This window comes from Arthrobacter sp. MYb214 (assembly GCF_002979865.1).
Classification (GTDB): Bacteria; Actinomycetota; Actinomycetes; order Actinomycetales; family Micrococcaceae; genus Glutamicibacter.
Map to the genome: position 1 here is coordinate 79,871 of NZ_PCPZ01000007.1, position 21,336 is coordinate 101,206.

At 63.6% G+C, this 21,336-nt stretch carries 20 protein-coding genes; 13 read left to right on the top strand and 7 right to left on the bottom strand.

Features of this window, described 5'->3' with window-relative positions:
- Window positions 1-99: 99 nt before the first annotated feature.
- Complete coding sequence (locus CQ012_RS15520; protein WP_166650812.1) at window positions 100-753, top strand: sigma-70 family RNA polymerase sigma factor; 654 nt, start codon at window positions 100-102, stop codon at window positions 751-753.
- Window position 754: 1 nt separating this feature from the next.
- On the top strand, window positions 755-1,015 hold the full coding sequence (rsrA, locus tag CQ012_RS15525; RefSeq protein ID WP_105658379.1) for a mycothiol system anti-sigma-R factor: 261 nt from the start codon (window positions 755-757) through the stop codon (window positions 1,013-1,015).
- Between the two features lie 72 nt (window positions 1,016-1,087).
- On the opposite strand, the gene CQ012_RS18075 is transcribed toward rsrA, so the two are convergent.
- The 3 genes from CQ012_RS18075 to CQ012_RS15535 all read right to left on the bottom strand — a co-directional run bounded on the left by CQ012_RS18075 (window position 1,088) and on the right by CQ012_RS15535 (window position 5,840).
- On the bottom strand, window positions 1,088-1,162 hold the full coding sequence (locus tag CQ012_RS18075; protein ID WP_369299107.1) for a 50S ribosomal protein bL37: 75 nt from the start codon (window positions 1,160-1,162) through the stop codon (window positions 1,088-1,090).
- 98 nt (window positions 1,163-1,260) lie between these two features.
- Window positions 1,261-1,866: a GDSL-type esterase/lipase family protein gene (locus CQ012_RS15530; protein WP_105662568.1), complete on the bottom strand. Its 606-nt coding sequence runs from the start codon at window positions 1,864-1,866 to the stop codon at window positions 1,261-1,263.
- Window positions 1,867-2,081: 215 nt separating this feature from the next.
- On the bottom strand, window positions 2,082-5,840 hold the full coding sequence (locus tag CQ012_RS15535) for a multifunctional oxoglutarate decarboxylase/oxoglutarate dehydrogenase thiamine pyrophosphate-binding subunit/dihydrolipoyllysine-residue succinyltransferase subunit (protein WP_105658380.1): 3,759 nt from the start codon (window positions 5,838-5,840) through the stop codon (window positions 2,082-2,084).
- 429 nt (window positions 5,841-6,269) lie between these two features.
- Between CQ012_RS15535 and CQ012_RS15540 the strand changes: the two genes are divergently transcribed.
- The 5 genes from CQ012_RS15540 (at window position 6,270) to CQ012_RS15560 (ending at window position 11,191) form a co-directional block, all read left to right on the top strand.
- Window positions 6,270-7,586 (top strand): hemolysin family protein, encoded by a 1,317-nt coding sequence (locus tag CQ012_RS15540; RefSeq protein ID WP_105658381.1) that lies wholly within the window; start codon window positions 6,270-6,272, stop codon window positions 7,584-7,586.
- Window positions 7,579-8,652, top strand: a complete 1,074-nt coding sequence (locus tag CQ012_RS15545) for a hemolysin family protein (protein WP_166650811.1) — start codon at window positions 7,579-7,581, stop codon at window positions 8,650-8,652. Before CQ012_RS15540 ends, CQ012_RS15545 begins: the two co-directional genes overlap by 8 nt.
- A gap of 130 nt (window positions 8,653-8,782) precedes the next feature.
- Entirely contained in the window at window positions 8,783-9,616 is an 834-nt protein-coding gene (locus CQ012_RS15550; protein ID WP_105662569.1) for a metal ABC transporter ATP-binding protein, read from the top strand.
- A gap of 9 nt (window positions 9,617-9,625) precedes the next feature.
- Entirely contained in the window at window positions 9,626-10,483 is an 858-nt protein-coding gene (locus CQ012_RS15555; RefSeq protein ID WP_105658383.1) for a metal ABC transporter permease, read from the top strand.
- Window positions 10,484-10,561: 78 nt separating this feature from the next.
- Window positions 10,562-11,191: a maleylpyruvate isomerase family mycothiol-dependent enzyme gene (locus CQ012_RS15560; protein WP_105662570.1), complete on the top strand. Its 630-nt coding sequence runs from the start codon at window positions 10,562-10,564 to the stop codon at window positions 11,189-11,191.
- A gap of 45 nt (window positions 11,192-11,236) precedes the next feature.
- Here the strand turns inward: CQ012_RS15560 and CQ012_RS15565 are convergent, their stop codons facing one another.
- Window positions 11,237-12,697 carry an HNH endonuclease gene (locus CQ012_RS15565; RefSeq protein WP_105662571.1) on the bottom strand — a complete coding sequence of 487 codons (1,461 nt, stop codon included), beginning with the start codon at window positions 12,695-12,697 and terminating at the stop codon, window positions 11,237-11,239.
- Window positions 12,698-12,811: 114 nt separating this feature from the next.
- Window positions 12,812-13,237, bottom strand: a complete 426-nt coding sequence (locus tag CQ012_RS15570; RefSeq protein ID WP_105658386.1) for a Fur family transcriptional regulator — start codon at window positions 13,235-13,237, stop codon at window positions 12,812-12,814.
- Window positions 13,238-13,389: 152 nt separating this feature from the next.
- Between CQ012_RS15570 and CQ012_RS15575 the strand changes: the two genes are divergently transcribed.
- Genes CQ012_RS15575 through CQ012_RS15590 form a run of 4 tightly spaced genes read left to right on the top strand, consistent with a single transcriptional unit; the run spans window position 13,390 to window position 15,769 of the window.
- A complete protein-coding gene (locus CQ012_RS15575) occupies window positions 13,390-14,094 on the top strand; it encodes an MBL fold metallo-hydrolase (RefSeq protein ID WP_105662572.1) in 705 nt (234 codons plus the stop codon).
- A complete protein-coding gene (locus CQ012_RS15580) occupies window positions 14,091-14,927 on the top strand; it encodes a sulfurtransferase (RefSeq protein WP_105658388.1) in 837 nt (278 codons plus the stop codon). Before CQ012_RS15575 ends, CQ012_RS15580 begins: the two co-directional genes overlap by 4 nt.
- A gap of 29 nt (window positions 14,928-14,956) precedes the next feature.
- Window positions 14,957-15,385, top strand: a complete 429-nt coding sequence (locus tag CQ012_RS15585) for an HIT family protein (RefSeq protein WP_105662573.1) — start codon at window positions 14,957-14,959, stop codon at window positions 15,383-15,385.
- Between the two features lie 3 nt (window positions 15,386-15,388).
- On the top strand, window positions 15,389-15,769 hold the full coding sequence (locus CQ012_RS15590) for a hypothetical protein (protein WP_105662574.1): 381 nt from the start codon (window positions 15,389-15,391) through the stop codon (window positions 15,767-15,769).
- Here CQ012_RS15590 and CQ012_RS15595 read toward each other — a convergent pair.
- Entirely contained in the window at window positions 15,766-16,200 is a 435-nt protein-coding gene (locus CQ012_RS15595) for an Lrp/AsnC family transcriptional regulator (RefSeq protein WP_105658391.1), read from the bottom strand. The genes CQ012_RS15590 and CQ012_RS15595 overlap by 4 nt on opposite strands.
- 81 nt (window positions 16,201-16,281) lie before the next feature.
- Here CQ012_RS15595 and CQ012_RS15600 point away from each other — a divergent pair, with 81 nt between their 5' ends.
- Together CQ012_RS15600 and CQ012_RS15605 are read left to right on the top strand one after the other, a co-directional pair.
- Window positions 16,282-17,058, top strand: a complete 777-nt coding sequence (locus CQ012_RS15600; RefSeq protein WP_105662575.1) for an AzlC family ABC transporter permease — start codon at window positions 16,282-16,284, stop codon at window positions 17,056-17,058.
- A complete protein-coding gene (locus CQ012_RS15605; protein WP_105658393.1) occupies window positions 17,048-17,371 on the top strand; it encodes a branched-chain amino acid transporter permease in 324 nt (107 codons plus the stop codon). The genes CQ012_RS15600 and CQ012_RS15605 overlap by 11 nt, the downstream gene beginning before the upstream one ends.
- Here CQ012_RS15605 and hrpA read toward each other — a convergent pair.
- Complete coding sequence (gene hrpA / locus CQ012_RS15610; RefSeq protein WP_105662576.1) at window positions 17,366-21,325, bottom strand: ATP-dependent RNA helicase HrpA; 3,960 nt, start codon at window positions 21,323-21,325, stop codon at window positions 17,366-17,368. The two genes, CQ012_RS15605 and hrpA, sit on opposite strands and share 6 nt — an antisense overlap.
- Window positions 21,326-21,336 lie beyond the last annotated feature (11 nt).

A 21,336-nucleotide genomic window follows, 5' to 3' on the forward strand; every position in this document is an offset into this window, starting at 1 on the left:
GCCGGCGGCACCGCTTGCGCCGTCGCCGAGCAACCGCGGCCGGCCCGGGCCCGCGCTGGCACGCGCATAAAGCCGTTCGAACGCGTAGACTCGGCAGTGATGAACAACAAGAGTGTGGACGAGAATTTGCCCGATGTGGCCTCCGAGTCCGAGCAGCAGCGCCGCGAACGCTTCGAGCGTGACGCGATGCAGTACGTGGACCAGCTCTATTCGGCTGCCCTGCGCATGGCGCGCAACCCGTCGGATGCCGAGGATTTGGTGCAGGAGGCCTACACCAAGGCCTATTCCGCCTTCCACCAGTACAAGCCGGGCACCAACCTGAAGGCCTGGCTGTACCGCATCCTGACCAACACGTACATCAATTTGTACCGCAAGCGCCAACGCGAGCCGCTGCGCACTTCCACCGATACGGTCGAGGATTGGCAGATGGCCCAGGCCATGGAGCATTCGCCGACCGGCTTGCGCTCGGCCGAGGCCGAGGCGCTGGACCACCTTCCGGATTCGGATGTGAAAGCCGCGCTGCAGTCGATCGGCGAGGATTTCCGCATGGCCGTCTACTTCGTGGATGTCGAGGGCTTCAGCTACAAGGAAGCCAGCGAGATCCTGGGCGTGCCGATCGGCACCGTGATGTCCCGGTTGCATCGCGGACGCAAGAACTTGAGGGAACTGCTGGCCGATTACGCAGCAGATCGTGGGATCGCCACCGGCACCCAGAGCAAGAGTGCCGCCAAGGCTGACCGAGGAGCGAAATAAGATGGATTGCAATTCAATGGGTGATTGCGCCGATGACCGCATCGTCCGCATCTACGAGTACCTCGACGGAGCGCTGACGCTCGATGACCTCAAGGAGGTCAAGTCCCATCTGGATGGCTGCCCGGAATGCACCGAGCAGTACGATCTGGAGTGCATCATCCGCTCGGTGGTGCGCCGCAGCTGCCAGGAGCATGCCCCGCAGACCTTGAAGGCCAGCATCATCGCGCGGATCTCGCAGATCCGCGTGGAATCAGGCCACTAGCACGGCAAAGAGAAACCCCGTATCTTCCGAGTTGATCTCGAAGGGTACGGGGTTCTTTTTTGTTCGCTTCGCTTAGCTGTTTGGGCGCTTGCCGTGGTTGGCACCGCCACGCTTGCGATCGCGACGCTTACGAGCGCGCTTCGACATGGTGACTCCTTAGAGGGAACAATATTGCTTCCCGAAAATTCGGGCCGGCTCATAGTCTTTCACACTTCCGGCCCATTTTCCTAACGGACCGGCGGTCCCTAGCCCTCGCCTGGCTCAGGCAACTCCAGCCAGGAATACCAGCCGCGGTGCAGCACCAGCCAGGCCATCAGCCCGTAGCCTGCCTGGCCGGGCACCCCGCCGGAAGCGTTCAGATCGGCACGCCACTGGGCATGGGAACGCAGGGGCGTGAAAGTATCGACGTAGTGGTGGTTGCGGCGCAGCGCCACATCCGAGTAGACGCGGTTCAGTTCTGCCACGCGCTGGTTGCGCGCATCATCCAGGCCCGGGGCCGGGCCGACCAGCAAGGCTTTGATGTTCATCTGCGAGGCCGAATCCAGGATGTTGGCCAGGTTCAGCCGGCTGCGCGCGGTGGTGACATCCAGATCGACGTCGCGGTCCGAGAGCGCGATGACCAGGCGGTTTTCGTATTGGTCGCTGAATCGGCGGGAGGCTTCCCCCAGCCAGCGTTCGGCCAGCGCTTCGGATCCCTCGGCCGGGGAAGCCAGGACGAAGGACTGCAGGCGCAGGGCCGGATCCTGGGTGCGGGCCATGACGCGGCCGAACCAGCCCAGGCCCCGCGGGTCGCCATGTCCGGCCAGTAGCTCATCTCCGATTGCGGTAATTCGGATTGTGCGTAACTCCAACTGGGCGACCTTTCGTTGGCTCAAAAATGATGAATCGCTCCCCACCTTAGCAGTCGGAACGCTGGCATCGGGGGAGGCGGTCATTGGTTAAACCCCACAATTCCCTGCGAAAAACCAGCGCCGGGGTTAAAGCGCTGTTGCCGGCGAACCTCCGAGGTGGAACCCCCGGATAGTTCGCCGGCAACAGTTGGCCAGCAGCGTTCAGGCGATGCGGTCTAGCGGGCGAAGGCCTGCTGGATCAGCACTGCGTTTTCTGCGTCGTGGCGCTTTGCATTGCCAGCGGAGGTCGCAGCCGATGCCGGGCGGGAGATCAAGGTGATCTTCTGCTCCAGTGCCGGTGCAACGTACAAGCCGAAGAACGGCCATGGACCCTGGTTCGCAGGCTCGTCCTGGACCCAAGCCACCTCGGCGTTCGGGTACTTGGCCAGTTCGGCAGCGATCTGCTCGGCCGGAGCCGGGTAGAGCTGCTCGACGCGTACCAGCGCGGTCTTGGTGTCGTTCGCCTTGGTGCGAGCGGCCAGCAGATCGTAGTAGACGCGGCCCGAGCACAGCAGCACCTTGTCCACGGCGTTCGCATCGGTGATCGACGCATCGCCGATGACCTCGCGGAAGCCTCCGGTGGTGAAGTCCTCTACCGAGCTGGCCGCGGCCTTCAGGCGAAGCAGCTGCTTCGGGGTGAAGACGATCAGCGGCTTGCGCGGACGGGCGTAGGCCTGGCGGCGCAGCAGGTGGAAGTGGTTTGCACCGGTGGAAGGCTGGGCAACGACCATGTTGTTCTCGGCGCACAGCTGCAAGAAGCGCTCGATGCGGGCCGAGGAGTGATCCGGGCCCTGGCCTTCGTAGCCGTGCGGCAGCAGCATGACCAGCGAGGAGGACTGCGACCACTTCTGCTCTGCGGAGGAGATGAACTCGTCGATCACGGTCTGCGCGCCATTGACGAAGTCGCCGAACTGCGCTTCCCACATGACCAGTGCATCCGGGCGTTCTACCGAGTAGCCGTACTCGAAGCCGAGCGCGGCGTATTCGGAGAGCAGGGAGTCGTAGATCCACAGCGGTGCCTGGTCTTCGGCCAGGTGGTGCAGCGGGTACCACTCGGTGTCGTTCTCGCGGTCGTGGAAGACTGCGTGGCGCTGCACGAAGGTGCCGCGGCGCGAGTCCTGGCCTGCCAGGCGGACCGGCACGCCTTCCATGGTCAAGGTGCCCAGGGCTGCCAGTTCTGCGAAGCCCCAGTCGATGCCGCCTTCGCGGGACATCTTCTCGCGGCGCTCGAGCAGCGACTTCAGCTTGGTGTGCATGGTGAAGCCGGCCGGGATATCCAGGTGGGCGGCACCAATCTTCGCCAGCGTCTGGGCGGTGATGGCCGAGCCGCGTGCGCCGTCGACGGTGTTCTCGTCGGCAGCCTGGGCGAATGGCTTCTCCAGGTCGTTGATGGTCGAGCCCGGGGTGATGATCGGGATCGGCGAAGTCTGGGCCGCATGCGTCTCGGCGAAGATGCGCTCCAGGTTCTCCTTGTACTCGGCCAGCACGTTCTCGGCTTCTTCCTGCGTGATGTCGCCGCGGCCCACCAGGGCCTCGGTGTACAGCTTGCGGGTCGAGCGCTTGGCTTCGATCAGGTTGTACATGATCGGCTGGGTCATCGAAGGGTCATCGCCCTCGTTGTGGCCGCGGCGGCGGTAGCACACCAGGTCGATGACGACGTCCTTGCCGAACTTCTGGCGGTACTCGAAGGCCAGCTGGCCCACGTGCACCACTGCCTCCGGGTCATCCCCGTTGACGTGGAAGATCGGAGCCTGCACGGTGCGTGCAACGTCGGTTGCGTACACCGAGGAGCGCGAGGAGCTCGGCGCGGTGGTGAAGCCGATCTGGTTGTTCACGATCACATGGACGGTGCCGCCGGTCTTGTAGCCGGGCAGCTGGCTCATGGCCAGTACCTCGGAGACCACGCCCTGGCCGGCGAATGCCGCATCGCCGTGGACCAGGATCGGCAGCACGGTGTTCTTCTGGTTCAGGCGGTCCAGCTTGGCGCGGGTGATGCCCTCGAGCACTGGATCGACTGCTTCCAGGTGCGATGGGTTGGCAGCCAGGTAGATCTTGGTCTGGTTGCCCGCATCCGAGGTGTACGAACCCTCGGTGCCCAGGTGGTACTTCACATCGCCCGAACCCTGGACCGAGCCCGGGGTTGCGGTGCCTTCGAATTCGCGGAAGACCTGTGCGTAGGTCTTGCCGGCGATGTTGGTCAGCACGTTCAGGCGGCCGCGGTGGGCCATGCCGATCGCGACCTCGTCCAGCTGCTCGTCGGCTGCGTCGGAGATGATCGCATCCAGCAGTGGAATCAGCGATTCGCCGCCTTCCAGCGAGAAGCGCTTCTGGCCAACGAACTTGGTCTGCAGGAAGGTCTCGAAAGCCTCGGCGGAGTTCAGCTTCGACAGGATGCGCAGCTGCTCTTCGCGGCTTGGCTTGGCGTAGCCGGACTCCAGCTTGGCCTGGAACCATTCGCGCTCTTCGGGGTTCTGCAGGTGCATGTACTCGGTGCCGATGGTGCGGCAGTAGGCATCGCGCAGCACGCCGAGGATGTCGCGCAGCAGGCCGCGGTCCTTGCCGCCCAGGCCGCCGGCCAGCCATTCGCGGTCCAGATCCCACAGGGTCAGGCCGTAGGAATTGATGTCCAGGTCCGGGTGCTTGCGCTGGACGTACTCCAGCGGGTTGGTATCGGCCATCAGGTGGCCGCGCACGCGGTAGGAGTTGATCAGGTGCTGGATGCGGGCAACCTTGTTGACCTGCAGGTCGATGTCGACCTGGTTGTCAACGGCCCAGCGAACCGGCTCGTAAGGGATGCGCAGCTGCTCGAAGATCTCGTCGTAGAAACCCTGCTCGCCCAGCAGCAGCGACTCGACCAGCTTCAGGAATTCGCCCGAACCTGCACCCTGGATGACGCGGTGGTCGTAGGTGGAGGTCAGGGTGATGTGCTTGCCGATACCCAGGGCGGCCACGGTCTTCTCCGAGGAGCCGCGGTACTCTGCCGGGTATTCCAGTGCGCCAACGCCGATGATCGCGGCCTGGCCCTTGGACAGGCGTGGAACCGAGTGAACGGTGCCGATGCCGCCTGGGTTGGTCAGCGAAACGGTGGTGCCTGCGTAGTCGTCAGCGGTCAGCTTGTTGCCGCGGGCGCGCTTGATCAGGTCTTCGTAGGTGGCCCAGAACTCGTTGAAGCTCAGGGTCTCGGCAGCCTTGATGTTCGGCACGGCCAGCATGCGGGTGCCATCCGGCTTCGGCATGTCGATCGCGATGCCGAAGTTCACGTGGGCTGGCTGGATCGCAGTTGGCTTCTTGTCGATCACGTCGTAGGTGACGTTCATCGACGGGATCTGCTTCAGCGCACGGATCACGGCGAAGCCGATCAGGTGGGTGAAGGAGATCTTGCCGCCGCGAGCGCGCTTGAGGTGGTTGTTGATGACAATGCGGTTGTCGATCATCACCTTCGCCGGTACGGCACGCACGGTGGTGGCCGTAGGCACGGTGAGGGAGGCATCCATGTTGGTTGCGATGGCCTTCATTGGTCCACGCAGCGGGGTGCGCTTTTCCTCACCGAAAAGTTCGGTGGACGGCGTAGCCTTCGGAGCCTGTGCCGGGATCGGCGCAGTCTTCGGTGCTGGCTCGGCCTTCTTGGCTTCAGCGGCCGGAGCTGGTGCTGCCTTGGCAGCCGGTGCTGGTTCGGAGGCACGGGCCTGGGCTGCGGCGCGTGGCGCGCCCTGCCCGTTGGCTGCAGATGCTGCGGCAGGTGCTGCCGCTGCTGGCGCCGGCTGCGCTGCCGGTGCTGCTGGTGCCTTCTTTTCGGCGGCGAGAGATTCGAAAATATCCCACCATTTCTTATCTACCGAGTTCTTGTCGACGAGATACTGTTCGAACAGCTCGTCTACTAGCCACTCGTTTCCACCAAACTCTTCAGTAAGTCGGTGGTGTGCTTGCTCTGGCACGTGCAACGCCTCTTCCCTGATTTCTACGTTGTTCTAGCTTGAGCCGGTGGTCTTTCGAGGACGTGATACGACCACTGCGGCCCACAAGATTTCTAGACCTGCGCACCAGTCTAGTGACTTTTCCGCCCACTTGGCCACGGCACGTATGTAATGTCACGAAAGTGTTGCGCCTAACATGCCGTTCAGCGTATCCAAAGCACCGCTGGGCGAGCATGTGTCGAAGTGGTGCGCAATGGCCCTTCGTTCGATAGACTAATTCGCACTATGGAATCCCACTCTCCAAGCCGGTGTGCCGCCCAAGGGCGCAGTGCCGGCCACAACAGTCCATGTTCAGGAAGTTCCGCCTCCCTTTTGGAGCCTTCTAGTTGCCGCCCTGTCGGCACTGGAACTGAACTTCGCACGCCAGTGAATAGGCGGCGGTAAACGCCTATGGAATGGCTCTCAATACTTTTCGGCCTGCTGCTGATTCTCGGCACCGGCTTCTTCGTGGCCGTGGAATTCTCCCTGGTCGCCCTGGATAAAAGCACCGTGCAGCGTGCCGTAAATGACGGCGAGCGTGGCGCTAAGCCGCTGCTGCAGTGCCTCACCTCCCTCTCTACCCAGCTGTCCAGCTGCCAGCTGGGCATTACGCTGACCACGCTGCTGACCGGCTACGTGCTTGAACCCGCAATGAGCGCGCTGCTCGAGCCGTTGATGGAACAATTCGGCATTCCGGCCGCAAGCTCGCTGGCCATTGCCGTGGTGATCTCGATGGTCGTTGCCACCTTGCTTTCGATGCTGATCGGCGAACTGGTCCCGAAGAACATGGCAATTGCCCAGGCGATGAAGGTTGGCAAGCTGCTGGCCCGCCCGCAGCTGGTTTTCACCGCCATCTTCAAGCCGGCCATCATCGTGCTCAACGGCTTCTCGAATGCGGTACTGCGCAAGTTCTTCGGACTCGAAGCCAAGGAAGAAATCTCCGCGGCCCGCTCCTCGCAGGAACTGGCATCGCTGGTCCGCCGTTCGGCTCAGCTGGGCACCTTGGATGTGCAGACCGCTCGCTTCGTGGAATCCACCATTGAATTCTCCGAGCGCACCGCCGCCGACGTGATGACCCCGCGAACCTCGATGTCCACCATTGATTCCGAGGCGGCACTTTCCGAGCTGATCGAGGTCAGCGCGGACACCGGATTCTCGCGTTTCCCGGTCACCACCGGCTCCACCGATGAAATCCAAGGCATCTGCCACGTCAAGGCAATTGTCTCGGTGCCCCGCGAACGCCGCGCAGCGCTGCAGGTCGGCGAGTTCGCCCGCGACGCGCTGTACGTTCCGGAAACCATTCACCTGGATGTGCTGCTTGAGCAGTTGCGCGCCGCCGAGTTCCAGGTCGCGATCGTGATGGACGAATACGGTGGAACCGCTGGACTGGTGACCCTTGAAGACCTGGTCGAAGAAATCGTCGGCGAAGTTTCCGATGAGCACGACGAGGACGAGGAGGAAGCAGTCACCCAGCCCGACGGCAACTGGCTGTTCCCGGGCATGTACCGCCCGGACCAGATCAACGAGAACTTCGATACGGACGTCATCCCGGAAGAGTCGACCTACGAAACCATCGGCGGCTTCATGCTCGCCGAACTGGGCCGCTTGGCTGAACTCAATGACCGGGTCGCCACCGAGCACGGCACCTTCACGGTGACCGAGCTCGATGGCCGCCGCATCTCGCAGGTTCGTTTCGAACCAGCAGTGCAGGAGGATGGCAATGAATGACTTCATGGGCCTGGTCTGGCTGATTGTCTTGCTGGCTGGCAATGCCTTCTTCGTTGCCGGCGAATTCGCGGTGATGAGTGCGCGTCGTTCGCAGATTGAACCCTTGGCCGACGAGGGCAATAAGCGGGCAAAGATCGCGCTGTACGCCATGGAGCATGTTTCGATCATGCTCGCGGTGTGCCAGTTGGGCATTACCGTTTGCTCGCTGCTGATCCTGAATATTTCGGAGCCGGCGATCCACCACCTGCTGGCCGAACCGCTGACCATGATCGGCATGGCCGAATCAGCTGCGGACACCGTAGCGTTCCTGATTGCCTTGATCCTGGTGACCTTCCTGCACGTGACCTTCGGCGAAATGGTGCCGAAGAACATTTCGGTTTCCGTTGCGGACAAGGCCGTGCTGCTGCTGGCCATGCCACTGGTCGGCCTGTCCAAGGTGCTCAAGCCGATTACGGCGTCGCTCAATGGCGTGGCGAACCTGGTGCTGCACGCCTTCGGTATCGAACCGAAGGATGAGGTGGCCAGCTCGTATACCGCCGCTGAAGTCCGATCGATCATCGATGCTTCATCCGAGGAAGGCGCGCTGGATGAGGACGATGCCGCACGCTTGACCAAAGCGCTGGAATTCTCCTCGGTTACCGCGCGCAGCTGCATGGTTCCGCTGGATGACCTGTTCACCTTGGAATACGGGCAGACGACCGCGCGCGCTTTCGAGAAGAAGGTCGGCAAGACCGGATTCTCGCGCATGGTGATCACCAAGAACGAGGTTCCGGTGGGCTACTGGCATGTGAAGGACGTGATGCTCATCGATGATGCCCACTCCACGCAGCCACTGCTTGATTTGCCATTGCACCCGCTGGGCCGGTTGGAGCAGGACACCGAAATCGAGGCCGCCCTGGAAGCGATGCGGCAGGAAGGCAACCACCTTTCGGCGGTTGTCGACGAGTCGGGGGCAACGCTCGGCGTGCTCTTCCTGGAGGACGTGATCGAGGTGCTGGTCGGTGAAATCACCGATACCACGCGAAAACGCGTCAACCCGCCTCGCAGCGAAAAACGGGCAAATTAGCTCAAGCTCACCCCTGAGTGCATATTGCGAATGACTCGCAACTGATACGATTGACTGCGGCACCCATTGCGGGTGCCGCAGTTTTTCGTTGCCGGCCCATCCTCAGCCAGCGCAATCCAGAAAGCAGTCAATGACAGAGACCCCCATCGTCAGGTTTGAAGACGCGCGCCTTGCCTATGGCTCCCGCGTGCTCTGGGATGAACTCAACCTATCCATAGCGGCGGGGGAGTTCCTTGCAGTTCTAGGGCCCAACGGCTCGGGCAAGACCAGCTTCATCAACACGATGCTCGGCACCACCGCGCTCAATCGAGGCAGGGTCTCGATCGCCGGGGAGGCCGTGCGCCGGGGGTCGGCTGCCGTGGGGTTGATCCCGCAGCAGCGCCCCTTCGGGGACAACGTTCCCCTGCGCGCTCGCGACCTGGTCGCACTGGGACTGGATGGAACCCGGCCCGGGATTCGCGTGGCCCGCAGGGCCGTGCGCAACAAGGTCGACGAACTGCTGGAACTGGTCGGCGCTACCGCCTACGCCAACCGTGCGGTGTCCGACCTTTCCGGAGGCGAGCAGCAGCGCCTGCGCGCAGCGCAGGCTTTGGCCAGCGATCCCCGGGTCCTGCTATGCGACGAGCCGCTGCTCTCCCTGGACCTCAATCACCAGCAGGCGATCAGCGAAGTGATTCACCGCCAGGCCGCAGAGCGCGGCAGCGCGGTAGTCTTCGTGACGCACGAGATCAACCCGATCCTGCCCTATGTCGACCGCGTCTTGTACCTGGCCGAAGGCCGCTTCCATCTGGGCAGCGTGGATGAAGTCATGCAGTCTGCGGTGCTCACCGAACTTTACGGTGCTCCGGTCGAGGTGCTGCGGGTCAATGGCCGCATCGTGGTGGTCTCGGGCGATGGCAATCGGGCATTGCCGGCCGATGGGCACGACCACGTTGAAGAAATCGATCTAGAGACCGGAAAGTAGGAGCAGGACATGGACTTTTCGGATCTCATCGAGAAGGCGTTCAACTTCCAGGATTACGGACTGCTGCTTCCGCTGGTGACCAATTCCCTGATTGCCGGTGCAGTCCTGGGCGTGGTTGGCGGTCTGATCGGCATCTTCATCATGATGCGGGACATGGCTTTCGCCGTGCACGGCATCGCTGAGCTGTCCTTTGCGGGGGCGGCCTTCGCCTTGCTCATCGGCGCCGACGTGGTGACTGGCTCGGTGTTCGGGTCCATGATCGCGGCGCTGATCCTTGGCATTCTCGGAACCCGGGCGAGGGATCGGAATTCCATCACCGGCGTGCTGATGCCTTTCGGCCTTGGCCTGGGCATCTTGTTCCTGTCGCTGTATGAAGGGCGAAGCGCCAATAAGTTTGGCCTGCTGACCGGCCAGATCGTGGCCGTGGATGACGTGCAATTGACAGGAATGCTGGTCCTTTCGGCGGTGGTAGTGATCGCGCTGCTGGTTATTTGGCGTCCGCTGACCTTCGCTTCGGTGGACCCGGTGGTTGCCAATGCCCGGGGCGTGCGCACTGCTGGCCTGTCCATCGTCTTCATGATGATCCTGGCGCTGGCTGTAGCGGTGACGATTCAAGTGGTCGGTGCCTTGCTGGTGCTGGCGCTGCTGATCACGCCCGCCGCAGCCGCCATGCGCGTGAGCTCCAATCCGGTCATCACCGTCGTGCTCTCCATCGTGTTCGCGGAACTGGCTGTCGTGGGCGGCATCCTTCTTGCCCTGGCTGGTTCCTTGCCGATCAGTCCATATGTGACCACGATTTCGTTCGTGATCTATGTGGTCTGCCGCGGAATCGAAGCGGTGCGTTCCCCTCGCCGCCACCAAGTCTAGGAGCTGCATTCGGCCAGCGCGCCCCCGCTGGTTCCGGGCCCGGTTGACTAGCAAGCAGCCGAACCTCCAAGCTGGAGCATGAGCAAAATTCCAGCCAGTGAGATCTGGCCATTGGTGCATGCCGAACGCCTGGCCCTGATCGACGATCTGGGAACTTTGGATCCGGATCAGTGGGAAGTTCCCTCCCTGTGCGATGGGTGGAGCGTCCATGACGTGGCTGCTCATTTGGCAGATAACACGCGTGCGACTTTCTTCCGCCTGCTTGCCGGGATGGCCAAGGCCGGATTCAGCTTGGACCGCCAGAACGACAATGGCGTGGCCGCCGAGAAGGCCGCGACTCCCGATGGGACATTGCGCAGGCTCGTCGAGGTCGCGGCTTTGCGGGCCACTCCACCGGTTCCGCTTGCCAGCAGGTTGGTGGAGGAAATCGCCCATGGGGAAGACATCCGTCGTGCCGTGGGCCTGAAACGGGACTATCCTGCAGAATCCCTGGAGCCAGCAATCAAATACCAGGCAGCGACCCCGCAGGGTGTCGGGGGTGCCAAGGAATTAGCGAGCAGGGTCCAGCTGTGCAGCGAAGACGAAGACTTCCGGCTGGGCATCGGCCCGCAGATCGCAGGACCGCGCCTTGAACTGCTGATGCTGGTTTCAGGCCGAGGCAAGCACGCTGTGGGCCTGACGGGTCCGGGGCTGGCCCTCGTGCGGTAAATTGCAGAATAGGGAGGGGCCGCGCGGCAGAACGCGCGCCGCTGCCTAGGTTTCAGTAGTTCCTGGTCCGTCGGGCCTGGTGAGCCGTTCCTTTAAATCAGCGAACCATTTCGAGTCGCGCATTAGTTGCGGGAATGGCTTGTGCATGAATCCAGTTGCCGGTGGTGCAGTGGATCGATAGGACATCGCCGAGCCCGGACAGATCATCATCGAGTGCCGATCGCGGAAAGCGGTGTACTCGTACCAGCCGTCGGCCTGCTTTGCCTTGTTGCAGGTCGCGCAACGGCCCGAGGCGTTGGCCACGGTCGTCTTGCCGCCACGTGCATACTGGAGCACGTGGTCTGTTTCTTCGACCAGCCCGTCGCAGAAGGGCGTTCGGCAATGCCGATCGCGAATCCCGATGAACCTCTTGAGCTTATCCGGGAAGATCCGGGCTTTGGAATCCATCGCGATCAGTTCCTGGTCCCCGGGAGCGGTGTAGAGACGAGTTATCTCCGTCATCACTTCGATCCGCTCAATATTCTCGGGGGTGAGTTCGGCTTCCATTTCCGCGAAGGTCAGCTCATTGGGAATCTGGTGGCCGCCAATGAGTTCCCGCGCAGTCTGCGCGGGGATGAAGCCGTAGCCTTCCAAATGGGCCGGTTCGCGATCACCCATGAACAGCGCTCTATCGGTCATGACCAGTCCGAGCTGGACGTTGATCTTCTGCTCATTGTTTTCATCGAAGAACATGTAGCGGGCCAGCAGATCGGCCTGGATCTGGGTGCGGGTGCGGGCATCGCCCTTGCGCTTGATCCTGCATGACTGGTTTCGCAGCGTCATCTGCAATCCGGTTCCGCCAACGATAGGCAGACGGGCCTGGAGGAAGACGCACCCTGCTTCCCGATCGGTGCGGAAGCGAACGTAGCGTTGCTGGTTGGCTTCCTTCAGCTTCTTGTCTTCCCGGTCCGATGCGTACTTGATCGTGAAGCTGGTGACCGTCTCCTTGATGCGCTTGGGGCCCATGGATTCGAACATGTCTGGATTCTGCCCGTAGATCGCATCGAACTCGGTGCGGCGCAATGGCCGGACTTCCTGCAGCGGGGTGAGCATTGCATTGATCTGCGCTTCGGTGAATTCACCACGGGAGAATGCGGCAGCGATATTCGGGGTGTCCTCGAAGGGGATGCGGCAATTGGCCAGGTAGTTCCTGGAGCCTCGTTGAGTCTGCTTGCGGGCGATGGCGACGCGGCTGGCCGCTCCGCGGACCTGGTCATCGATGTTGGTGCCGCGCTCTTCATTCTCGCGCAGGACTTCCTTCTCCAACTGGTGAGCCAGGCCGGCTTGCTGATAGCGCAAGGATGAGACCAGTCCTTCGACGGACTCGATAACCCGGGCGCACGCGGCCTTGCCGCCGTGGTCATGGAACCATGACAGGTCGTTCTGCAGCTGGATCAGGTGGGATTCGAAATCCGGCTGATCTGCTGGGCGGGCTAGGCTGTTTCCGTGCGCCTTTGCTTCGAGCATAGTACTAGTATACGCCCATTGTTCGAATATGTCTTCGAATAATTCAGCTGGGGATTACCGAATTCTTGGGGCGCTGAACAGTCCGCTGGACCCAGGTCCAGGCAGCGGAAAGGGCTACGAGGCAGCGGGGGCGCCAGCCTTGGCTTTGGCACGGCAGTCGGCGCAGAGGCCGTAGATTTCCACGGTGTGCTCGGGATCGGAGAAGTCGTGCTCCGCGGCAACCCGAGCGGCCCAGCGCTCGACGGAAGGGGCAAGTACCTCGACGGTTTTGGAGCAAACGCGGCAGACCAGATGATGGTGGTGGACCTCGGTGACGCACTGGCGGAAGCGGGCTTCGCCATCTCCGCTGCGCAGCACATCGACCAGGCCATCGTCGGCCATGGACTGCAGCAGGCGGTACACGGTGGCCAGCGAAACCTTTTTCTCCGAATCCTGCAGCCAACGATGCAGCTGCTGGGCGGTGGCGAAATCATCGACCTCGCCCAGTGCCTCGGTGACGGCCAGGCGCTGCTTGGTGACCCGGGTTTCTGGCTGGGACATCGACGTGCACCATTCCTTGAGTTTGTTGCGGACCGGCGATGAGCCAGCGAACTGGGCCAATCACCTGCGGTTTCCCTCAATTTTAGCCAACTTTGCGTTGCAATGCGTGTCTGGCTCTGGCATGGGCGGGGCGCTGAGCCTACGCTAAGGATATGCGCATCAAACTTAGGGGCCATTCCTGCTTGGAAGCGAGCACGATCGACGGCAAGGTCTTGCTGGATCCGGGCGGATTTTCGCAGCTTGACGACGCGTTCGACGGCATCAATGCCGTGCTGGTCACCCATGAGCATGCTGACCATGCCGACCAGCCGGCCATTGCCGCCGCGCTGGAGGCGAATTCCATCCTGGAGCTCTACGCGCCGGCCGCGCTGGCGCAGGCGATGCGCGACCAGCTGCCGCCAGCGGCCCAATCCCAGGTGGTGACGGTGCGAGCAGGGGCCGACTTCATTGTCGGCGGCATTCGCGTACGGACTTTCGGAGGCACCCACGCCACCATCCACCATTCCATTGCAGTGGTTGCCAACGTGGGCTACCTCCTGGGGGACCGCGCGGTAGGCCAGCTGGAGGTCTTCCACCCGGGCGACAGCTACCAGGTGCCGGTGGGGGCGCAGCCGGATGTGCTGCTGCTGCCGGTGATGGCCCCGTGGGGCAAGATGGCCGAGGCTGCCGACTTCGCGGTGGCCGTGGATGCGAAGTGCTGGATGCCGATCCACGACGGGCTGCTCAACGCCAACGGGCTGGGGCTTTTCGATCGCCAGCTCGGCGCGATCGCCCAGCGGGCAGGATGCAGCTATGTGCGCTTGGAACCTGGAATCGAACATCATCTCGACGAGTTGCTGGGAGGCACCAACGAATGAACCCCTTGATAAGCGCCGCGCAGCTTCGCGAAATCCTGGACGCCGGGGGCCAGCCGGTGCTGCTCGATGTGCGGTGGGTCCTGGGCCGCGACGACGGGGCGCAGAGCTACGCTGCCGGGCATATCCCCGGCGCGGTGTTCGCTGACCTGGAAAAAGAGCTTTCCGGTGCGCCGGGCGAGCATACCGGCCGCCACCCGCTGCCTTTGCCGGCGGACTTCGAGCAGGCCGCGCGCGGCTGGGGCATCAACGCCCAGAGCCACGTGGTGGCGTACGACAACTCCGGAGCCCTCGCCGCGGCCCGGGCCTGGTGGCTGCTGCGCCATGCCGGATTCGACCGCGTGCAGGTGCTCGACGGCGGGCTCGGGGCCTGGACGGACGCCGGCGGAGAGCTGGCGCTGGGCTACGAGCAGGCCGCCAAGGGCAGCGTTTCGCTGTCATGGGGCCGGATGCCGGTGGTGGAGTACGAGGAGCTGGACACCTTGCCCGGCACCCTGATCGACTCGCGGGCCACCGCGCGCTACCTGGGCATCGAGGAGCCCATCGACCCGGTGGCCGGGCATATTCCCGGTGCGCTGAACCGTCCCACCACCGACAACCTCGACGCGCAGATGCGTTTCCGGGCGCCGGAGGTGCTGCATTCCAGCTTCGTGACGCTGGGTGCCCACAGGCCGGGATCGGCCGCCTACTGCGGTTCGGGGATCACCGCGGCGCACCAGGTATTGGCCGCGGCAAGTGCCGGGATCCCGCTGGGGCTCTTCCCCGGCAGCTGGTCCGAATACTGCTCCTACCCGGATGCGCCGGTCGCTACGAGCGACGAGAAGCACCGCCACTAGAATTCAGCCATCGAGCAAGAAAGGCAGCAATGAGTACGCTGTTCACCAAGATCATCAACGGGCAGATCCCGGGCCGCTTCGTGTGGGAGGACGAAACCTGCGTGGCGTTCTTGTCCATCGGGCCGCTCTCCGACGGGCACGCACTGGTGGTTCCGCGCGAGGAAATCGACGAGTTCACCGATGCCTCCGACGAGCTGGTTGCGCACCTGACCCTGGTCGCGGCCAAGATCGGGCGCACCCAGAAGCGCGTGTTCTCCGCGCAGCGCGCGGGCCTGATGATCGCCGGATTCGAGGTGCCGCACCTGCATGTGCATGTCTGGCCGACCAACTCGCTGGCGGACTTCGACCTGTCCAATGCGGCCGATAACCCGGATCCGGTGGCCATGGACAAGAACGCGCAAGCGCTTCGCGCGGGCCTGCGCGAAGATGGCCACGGGGAATTCGTGCCCGAGGCCTAGCCGGTGCAATTCATCCGCTACCAGGGCACCGAGCCCAACCACCGCGGCGTGCACCTGGGGATTTTCGCGCTGGCCAATTCCCTGGGCCACGGCGGGAAGCTGAGCGCCGCCGAACACGCCATCTGGCGTGCGGGCAACGACTGGTACGACGCTGCCTATCCGAACCCGAGCCGCACCCATCGGGCAATCTACGATCATGCGATCAACCCCGGGGCCGTGGCGTGGTTCAAGGGCAGCGCGCAGCACCTGCTGGAGCGCGTCGAGCCGTATTTGCGGTTGCTCGACGCGCACCGGATCGGCTGGGAGAAGCTGGAAAGCAGTGCTCCGGGCACCATCATCTACGAAGATGACGTGCAGGTGATCGCCACGCCCGCAGTGCCCTAGCCCTTCACCCGGCGCATGGTCATGTGGGAGGTGACGCGGCGGACCGCCGGCAGCGCGGTCAGCTTGGGAATCAGGTCCCGGTCGTAGGCCTCGGCATCGGCCACCTGGATGCGCAGGAAGTAGTCGGGCTGGCCGTAGAGGCGGCGTATTTCGGTGACGCCGGCAACGGTGTCCACCGCCTTCTCGAATTCGTCGAGGCTGTGCTCGTTGTTCATTTCGACGTCAATGGCCACGGTAACCTCGAAGCCCCTGCCATAGGCCTTGGGATTGACGATCGCCTTGTAGCCATGGATGATTCCCTCGGCCTCCAGGCGCTGGACGCGGCGCAGGCAGGGAGCGGGGGTCAGGCCCACCCTGCGCGAGAGCTCGAGGTTGCTGATGCGGCCGTCATTTTCCAGTTCGGCAATAATTGCGCGGTCAAGATCATCCATGCATCTATTATTGCCGATCCAACCCGTCGGTTAGCTAGAATTGGCAACCATATTTGGCTTGGAATTTCCTAATATTGCTTCATGAGCGAAAAACTGGCAATTAAAGGTTCCCGGCCTTTGTCCGACGAGGGCCGATGGCAGCAGATCAGGCTGGGCGCGAAAAATGTGCTTCCCGCCAGTCTGGCGGTCATGCCATTGGGCCTGGCCCTGGGCGTGCTGCTGGTGCGCTCGGGATTGCCCTGGTGGTCAGCTCCCTTGCTTGCCGGGCTGGTGTTCGCCGGTTCCCTGGAATTCCTCTTGATCGGGCTGCTTGCCGCCGTGGCGCCGCTGTCCCATATCGCCCTGACCGCGCTGGTAGTCAATTTCCGCCACGTATTCTATGCGATCTCTTTCCCGCTGCACCGGGTCAAGGGCAAGGGGGCGAAGTTCTACAGCATGTTTGCGCTGACCGATGAGGCCTATGCGCTGACCCTGCAGGCCGAGCGGAAGGACTATTCCTCGACGCGGATCCTGGCCATCCAGAGCCTGTTCCATGCAAGCTGGACCACCAGCGTGCTGGGCGGATCGCTGCTGGGCGCAATGATCCCCGAATCCATCAGGGGTCTGGAATTCGCGGTGACCGCATTGTTTGCCGTGCTGGCGATCGAAGCGTTCAAGGCCTACCGCAGTGTGCCGCTGTCCATGCTGGCGCTGATCAGCGCCGTGGCGGCCAGCTGGATCGCACCGCAGAGCATGATGGTGGTAGCCATGGCGATTTTCCTGGCCGGACTTGCGGCGGCCTACCTGCTGCGACGGCGCACCGGCACCGCTCAGCAGGCCGGCGGGCAGCAGGCGGGAGAAGCAGCCGATGCCCGATAGCCTCTACCTCTTCTCGGCCATCGCGTTGAGCACCGCAGTGACCTTCGGGCTGCGTGCCTTGCCCTTCGCCTTCATCGCCAAATTGCGCAGCAACGCGTTCATCAACTACCTGGCGCTGCGCATGCCCTTGGGAATCATGGTGGTGCTGGTTGCTTCCACGGTGCCTGCCGGCATTGCGGATCCGGCCGTGGCGTGGCCGGTGGCCACGGCCCTGGCGGCCACCGTGGTGCTGCACCTGCTCAAGTCCAATGCGGTGCTCAGCGTGCTGGGCGGTACCGCCGTCTACGTTGGGATCCTCAGCTGGCCGCTATAGCTGCGCCAGCGAATCCTTGATCGCCTTGCGGATGCGCTTTTCGCTGACCGAATAGGCGGTGCCCAGCTCTTGGGCGAACAGCGAAATGCGCATTTCCTCCAGCATCCACTTCACCTGGGCCAAGTCCGCCGGCACCCGGGCTCCGGGCGGAACCCGATCCAGGGCGGTATCGTATTCGTCTTCCAGCTTCTGGATCACGACCAGGGCCTGGGAATCACGGGTGACCGCACCTGCGCGCAGCTTCTCCAAGCGCTTCTCGATGCCCTGCACATAGCGCGGCAGGCGCATCAGGTTCGCTGCCCCGGTGGCCGCGATGAAGCCCGGATAGATCAGCTGCTCGAGCTGGGAGCGGATATCGGTGACTGCCGCGAACATCGCCAGGGAGTTGGTGCTCTTCAGATCCTTGTTGATCCGGGTCGAGGAGCCGAAGACCTTCGCCACGATCCCGGTAATCGTGAAGACCGTGTCGATCTGCTCGGCGCGCACCGTCTCGAACAGCGCCTCGAATTCGGCGCGGTTCATCGGTAGCTTCTCGGGCACCAGCTGGTCTACCGCGGCCATGGTGCAATCGGCAATCAGCTTCTCGATGGACCCGTGCGGGTTCTGCGTGAACACCAGCTTCTCAGCGTTCTTCAGATGCGAAATCACGAACTTCCCGGCAGGCGGCAAGCGCAGCATCAGCAACCGGATGACACCGGTGCGGTGCGCCGCATCGCGCTCGGCCTGGGTGCGGAAAACACTCAGGTCGACCTTTTCGCCGGTGTCCATCAGCCCCGGATAGGCGGTGATCTGCTGGCCCATCACCGTGGTGGTGACCTTGGCAGGCAGCGTATCGCCCAGGGTATCGCCTGATGATTCCAGCTGCGGCCAATGATCCAGCGACTTCTGGTCCCAGGCGCCGGTGGCCGCCGCTGCGGTGGCCGCGGCGCCCTTCTTCCTGGACTGCGCCTTCGACGCGGCCGCAGGCTTGCCAGGCACCCCCGGCTTGCCGGTGGCGACACCGGGGGAGTTGACCCCGCTGGCCAGCGCGGCGCGGTTGGCCGCGGCGAACTTGTACTGCAACGCGGCCAGGTCATCGCCGCTGCCCAGCACCTTCCCCGAAGCATCGGTGACGGTGAAGCCGAAGCGCAGATGCGCAGGCAGGGTCGAGAAGTCGAAGACCGAAGGCTCGACGACCATGCCGCGCAGCCGGCGCAGCACCAAGGCCAGGGAATCGGCCAGGTCATCGGCCGCCGGATCGAAGTCCGCCTCCAGCATGGCCAGCGCCTTGGCCGCCACATCCGGGGCAGGCACGAAGTTCTTGCGGATGGCCTTGGGCATCGAACGGATCAGCGCGGTGAGCAGCTCGTGGCGCAACCCCGGAATCAGCCAGGCGAAGCGCGCGGGATCCAGCTGGTTCAAGAACACCACCGGGACCGTGAGCGAAACGCCATCGCCTTCTCCCGGGGCGGCCGCCGGGTTGTACTCGTAGGACAGCGGCAAGTGGATGCTGCCCAGCTGCCAGGTGGTGGGGAACGCGGCCTCGTCAACCGCATCGGACTCGGCCAGCAGCGCCTCGGGGTCGAAGTCCAGCAGCGAGGGATCGGTGGCGCGGGCCTTCTTCCACCAGCGGTCGAAGTGGCGCTCCGAGTAGACCTCGGCGCCCACCCGGGCATCGTAGAAGGCGAACAGGTCCTCATCGGAAATGCGCAGGTCATGGCGGCGCATGCGGGTTTCGAGCTCTTCGACTTCTTCGAGCAGCGCCCGGTTCTTGGCGAAGAACTTATGGTGGGTGCGCCAATCGCCCTCCACCAGCGCGTGGCGGATGAACAGCTCGCGAGCCAGGTCCTTATCCACCCGCCAGTAGTGGAACTGGCGGCGCGGGATGATCGGCAGGCCGAAAAGCGTGACCTTCTCGTAGCCCATGACCGAACCGGTGCGCTTGGACCAGTGCGGCTCGGAGTGGGTGCGCTTGAGCAGGTGCGGAGCCAGCTCTTCCACCCATTCGGGGGAGATGGCCGCGTTGGTGCGGGCCCACAGCCGCGAGGTTTCCACCAGCTCGGCGGACATCACCCAGGTCGGGGACTTCTTGAACAGGCCCGAGCCGGGGAAGATCGCAAAACGGGTGCCGCGTGCGCCCAGGTAGTCGCGCTTGCGCTCATCGTAGAGCCCGATGTGCCCCAGCAGGCCCGACAGCAGCGACTTGTGCACCTGGTCCTCATTGGCCGCCGGGTCGATCGGGGCGGCCGCCATGGTGATGCCCAGCGGCTTGGCCAGCTGGCGCAGCTGGGTGAACAGGTCCTGCCACTCGCGCACGCGCTGGTAGTTGACGAACTCGTTCTTGCACAGCCGGCGGAAAGCCGAGGAGGACAACTCCTTCTGCTGCTCCTGCAGGTAGGCCCACAAATTCAGCAGCGCAATGAAGTCGGACTTGTCATCGGCGAAGCGCTTATGCAGCTCCACCGCACGATCACGCTGCCCGGTTTCCTCGCTGGGACGCTCGCGCGGATCCTGGATGCTCAGCCCGGCAGCCAGCACCATCACTTCCTTGGCGACCCCGCGCTGTGCGGACTCGACGATCATCCGGCCCAGGCGCACATCCAGCGGCAGCACCGCCAGCGCCCTGCCGGTTTCGGTCAGCTTCGCGGCCTTGTCCTGCTCCAGCGCACCGAGCTCGCGCAGCAGGTTCACGCCATCGGTGATGGCCTTGGCTTCGGGCGGCTGGACGAACGGGAAGCTGGCCACCTCGGTGGCCGAAGCGACCACGCCCATGGAGATCATCTGCAGGATCACGCTGGCCAGGTTGGTGCGCAGGATTTCCGGGTCGGTGAACTCCGGACGCGCCTCGTAGTCGGGCTCCGAGTACAAGCGGATGGCGATGCCCTCCGACACGCGGCCGCAACGTCCCGAACGCTGGTTGGCGCTGGCCTGCGAAACGCGCTCGATGGGCAGGCGCTGCACCTTGGTGCGGTGAGAATAGCGCGAAATGCGGGCGGTGCCGGTATCGATCACGTACTTGATGCCCGGCACCGTCAGCGAGGTCTCGGCGACGTTGGTGGCCAGGATGATGCGCGGGGCGCCACCGGGGTGGAAGACCCGGTGCTGCTCGGCCAGCGACAACCGGGCGAACAGCGGGAGCACCTCATAGCGCGGCAGGCGCTTATTGGCGGTGACCATGGCGCGCAAGGCTTCGGCCGCGTCGCGGATTTCGCGCTCGCCGGAGAAGAAGATCAGGATGTCCCCGGGCGCTTCGCCGCTCAGTTCCTTGACCGCGTCGGTGACCGCATCCAGTGGGTCGCGTTCTTCCTCCAGCGTGTTCTCCGCGGCCTCGTCCGCGTCGACATCGAGCTCGGCCTGCAGCGGGCGGTAGCGCAATTCGACGGGGAAGGTGCGCCCGGAAACCTCCAGGATCGGGGCAGGCTCGACGCCGCCGCCGGGCAGCGGCTTGCCGAAGTGCTCGGCGAAGCGCTGCGGGTCGATGGTGGCGGAGGTGATGATGATCTTCAGCTCGGGGCGCTTGGGCATGATCTGCTTGAGGTAGCCCAGCAGGAAATCGATGTTCAGGCTGCGCTCGTGGGCCTCGTCGATGATGATCGCCGAGTATTTCTTGAGCAGCTTGTCGCGCTTGATCTCGGCTAGCAGGATGCCGTCGGTCATCACCTTCAGCTTGGTCTTGCGCGAAACCTCGCCGGTGAAGCGCACGTGGAAGCCGACTTCCTCGCCGATTTCGGTGCCCATTTCCTCGGCGATGCGCTCGGCCACGGTGCGCGCGGCCAGGCGGCGCGGCTGGGTGTGCCCGATCATGCCCTTCTCGGCCAGGCCGAGCTCGATGAGCATCTTGGGAAGCTGGGTGGTCTTGCCCGAACCGGTTTCGCCGGCGATTACCACGACCTGGTTTTCGCGGACCGCGGCGAGGATGTCCTCGCGGCGGGCTGAAACGGGAAGGGCTTCGGGATACGTAATGCTGAGCGCCATGATGTTCCCAT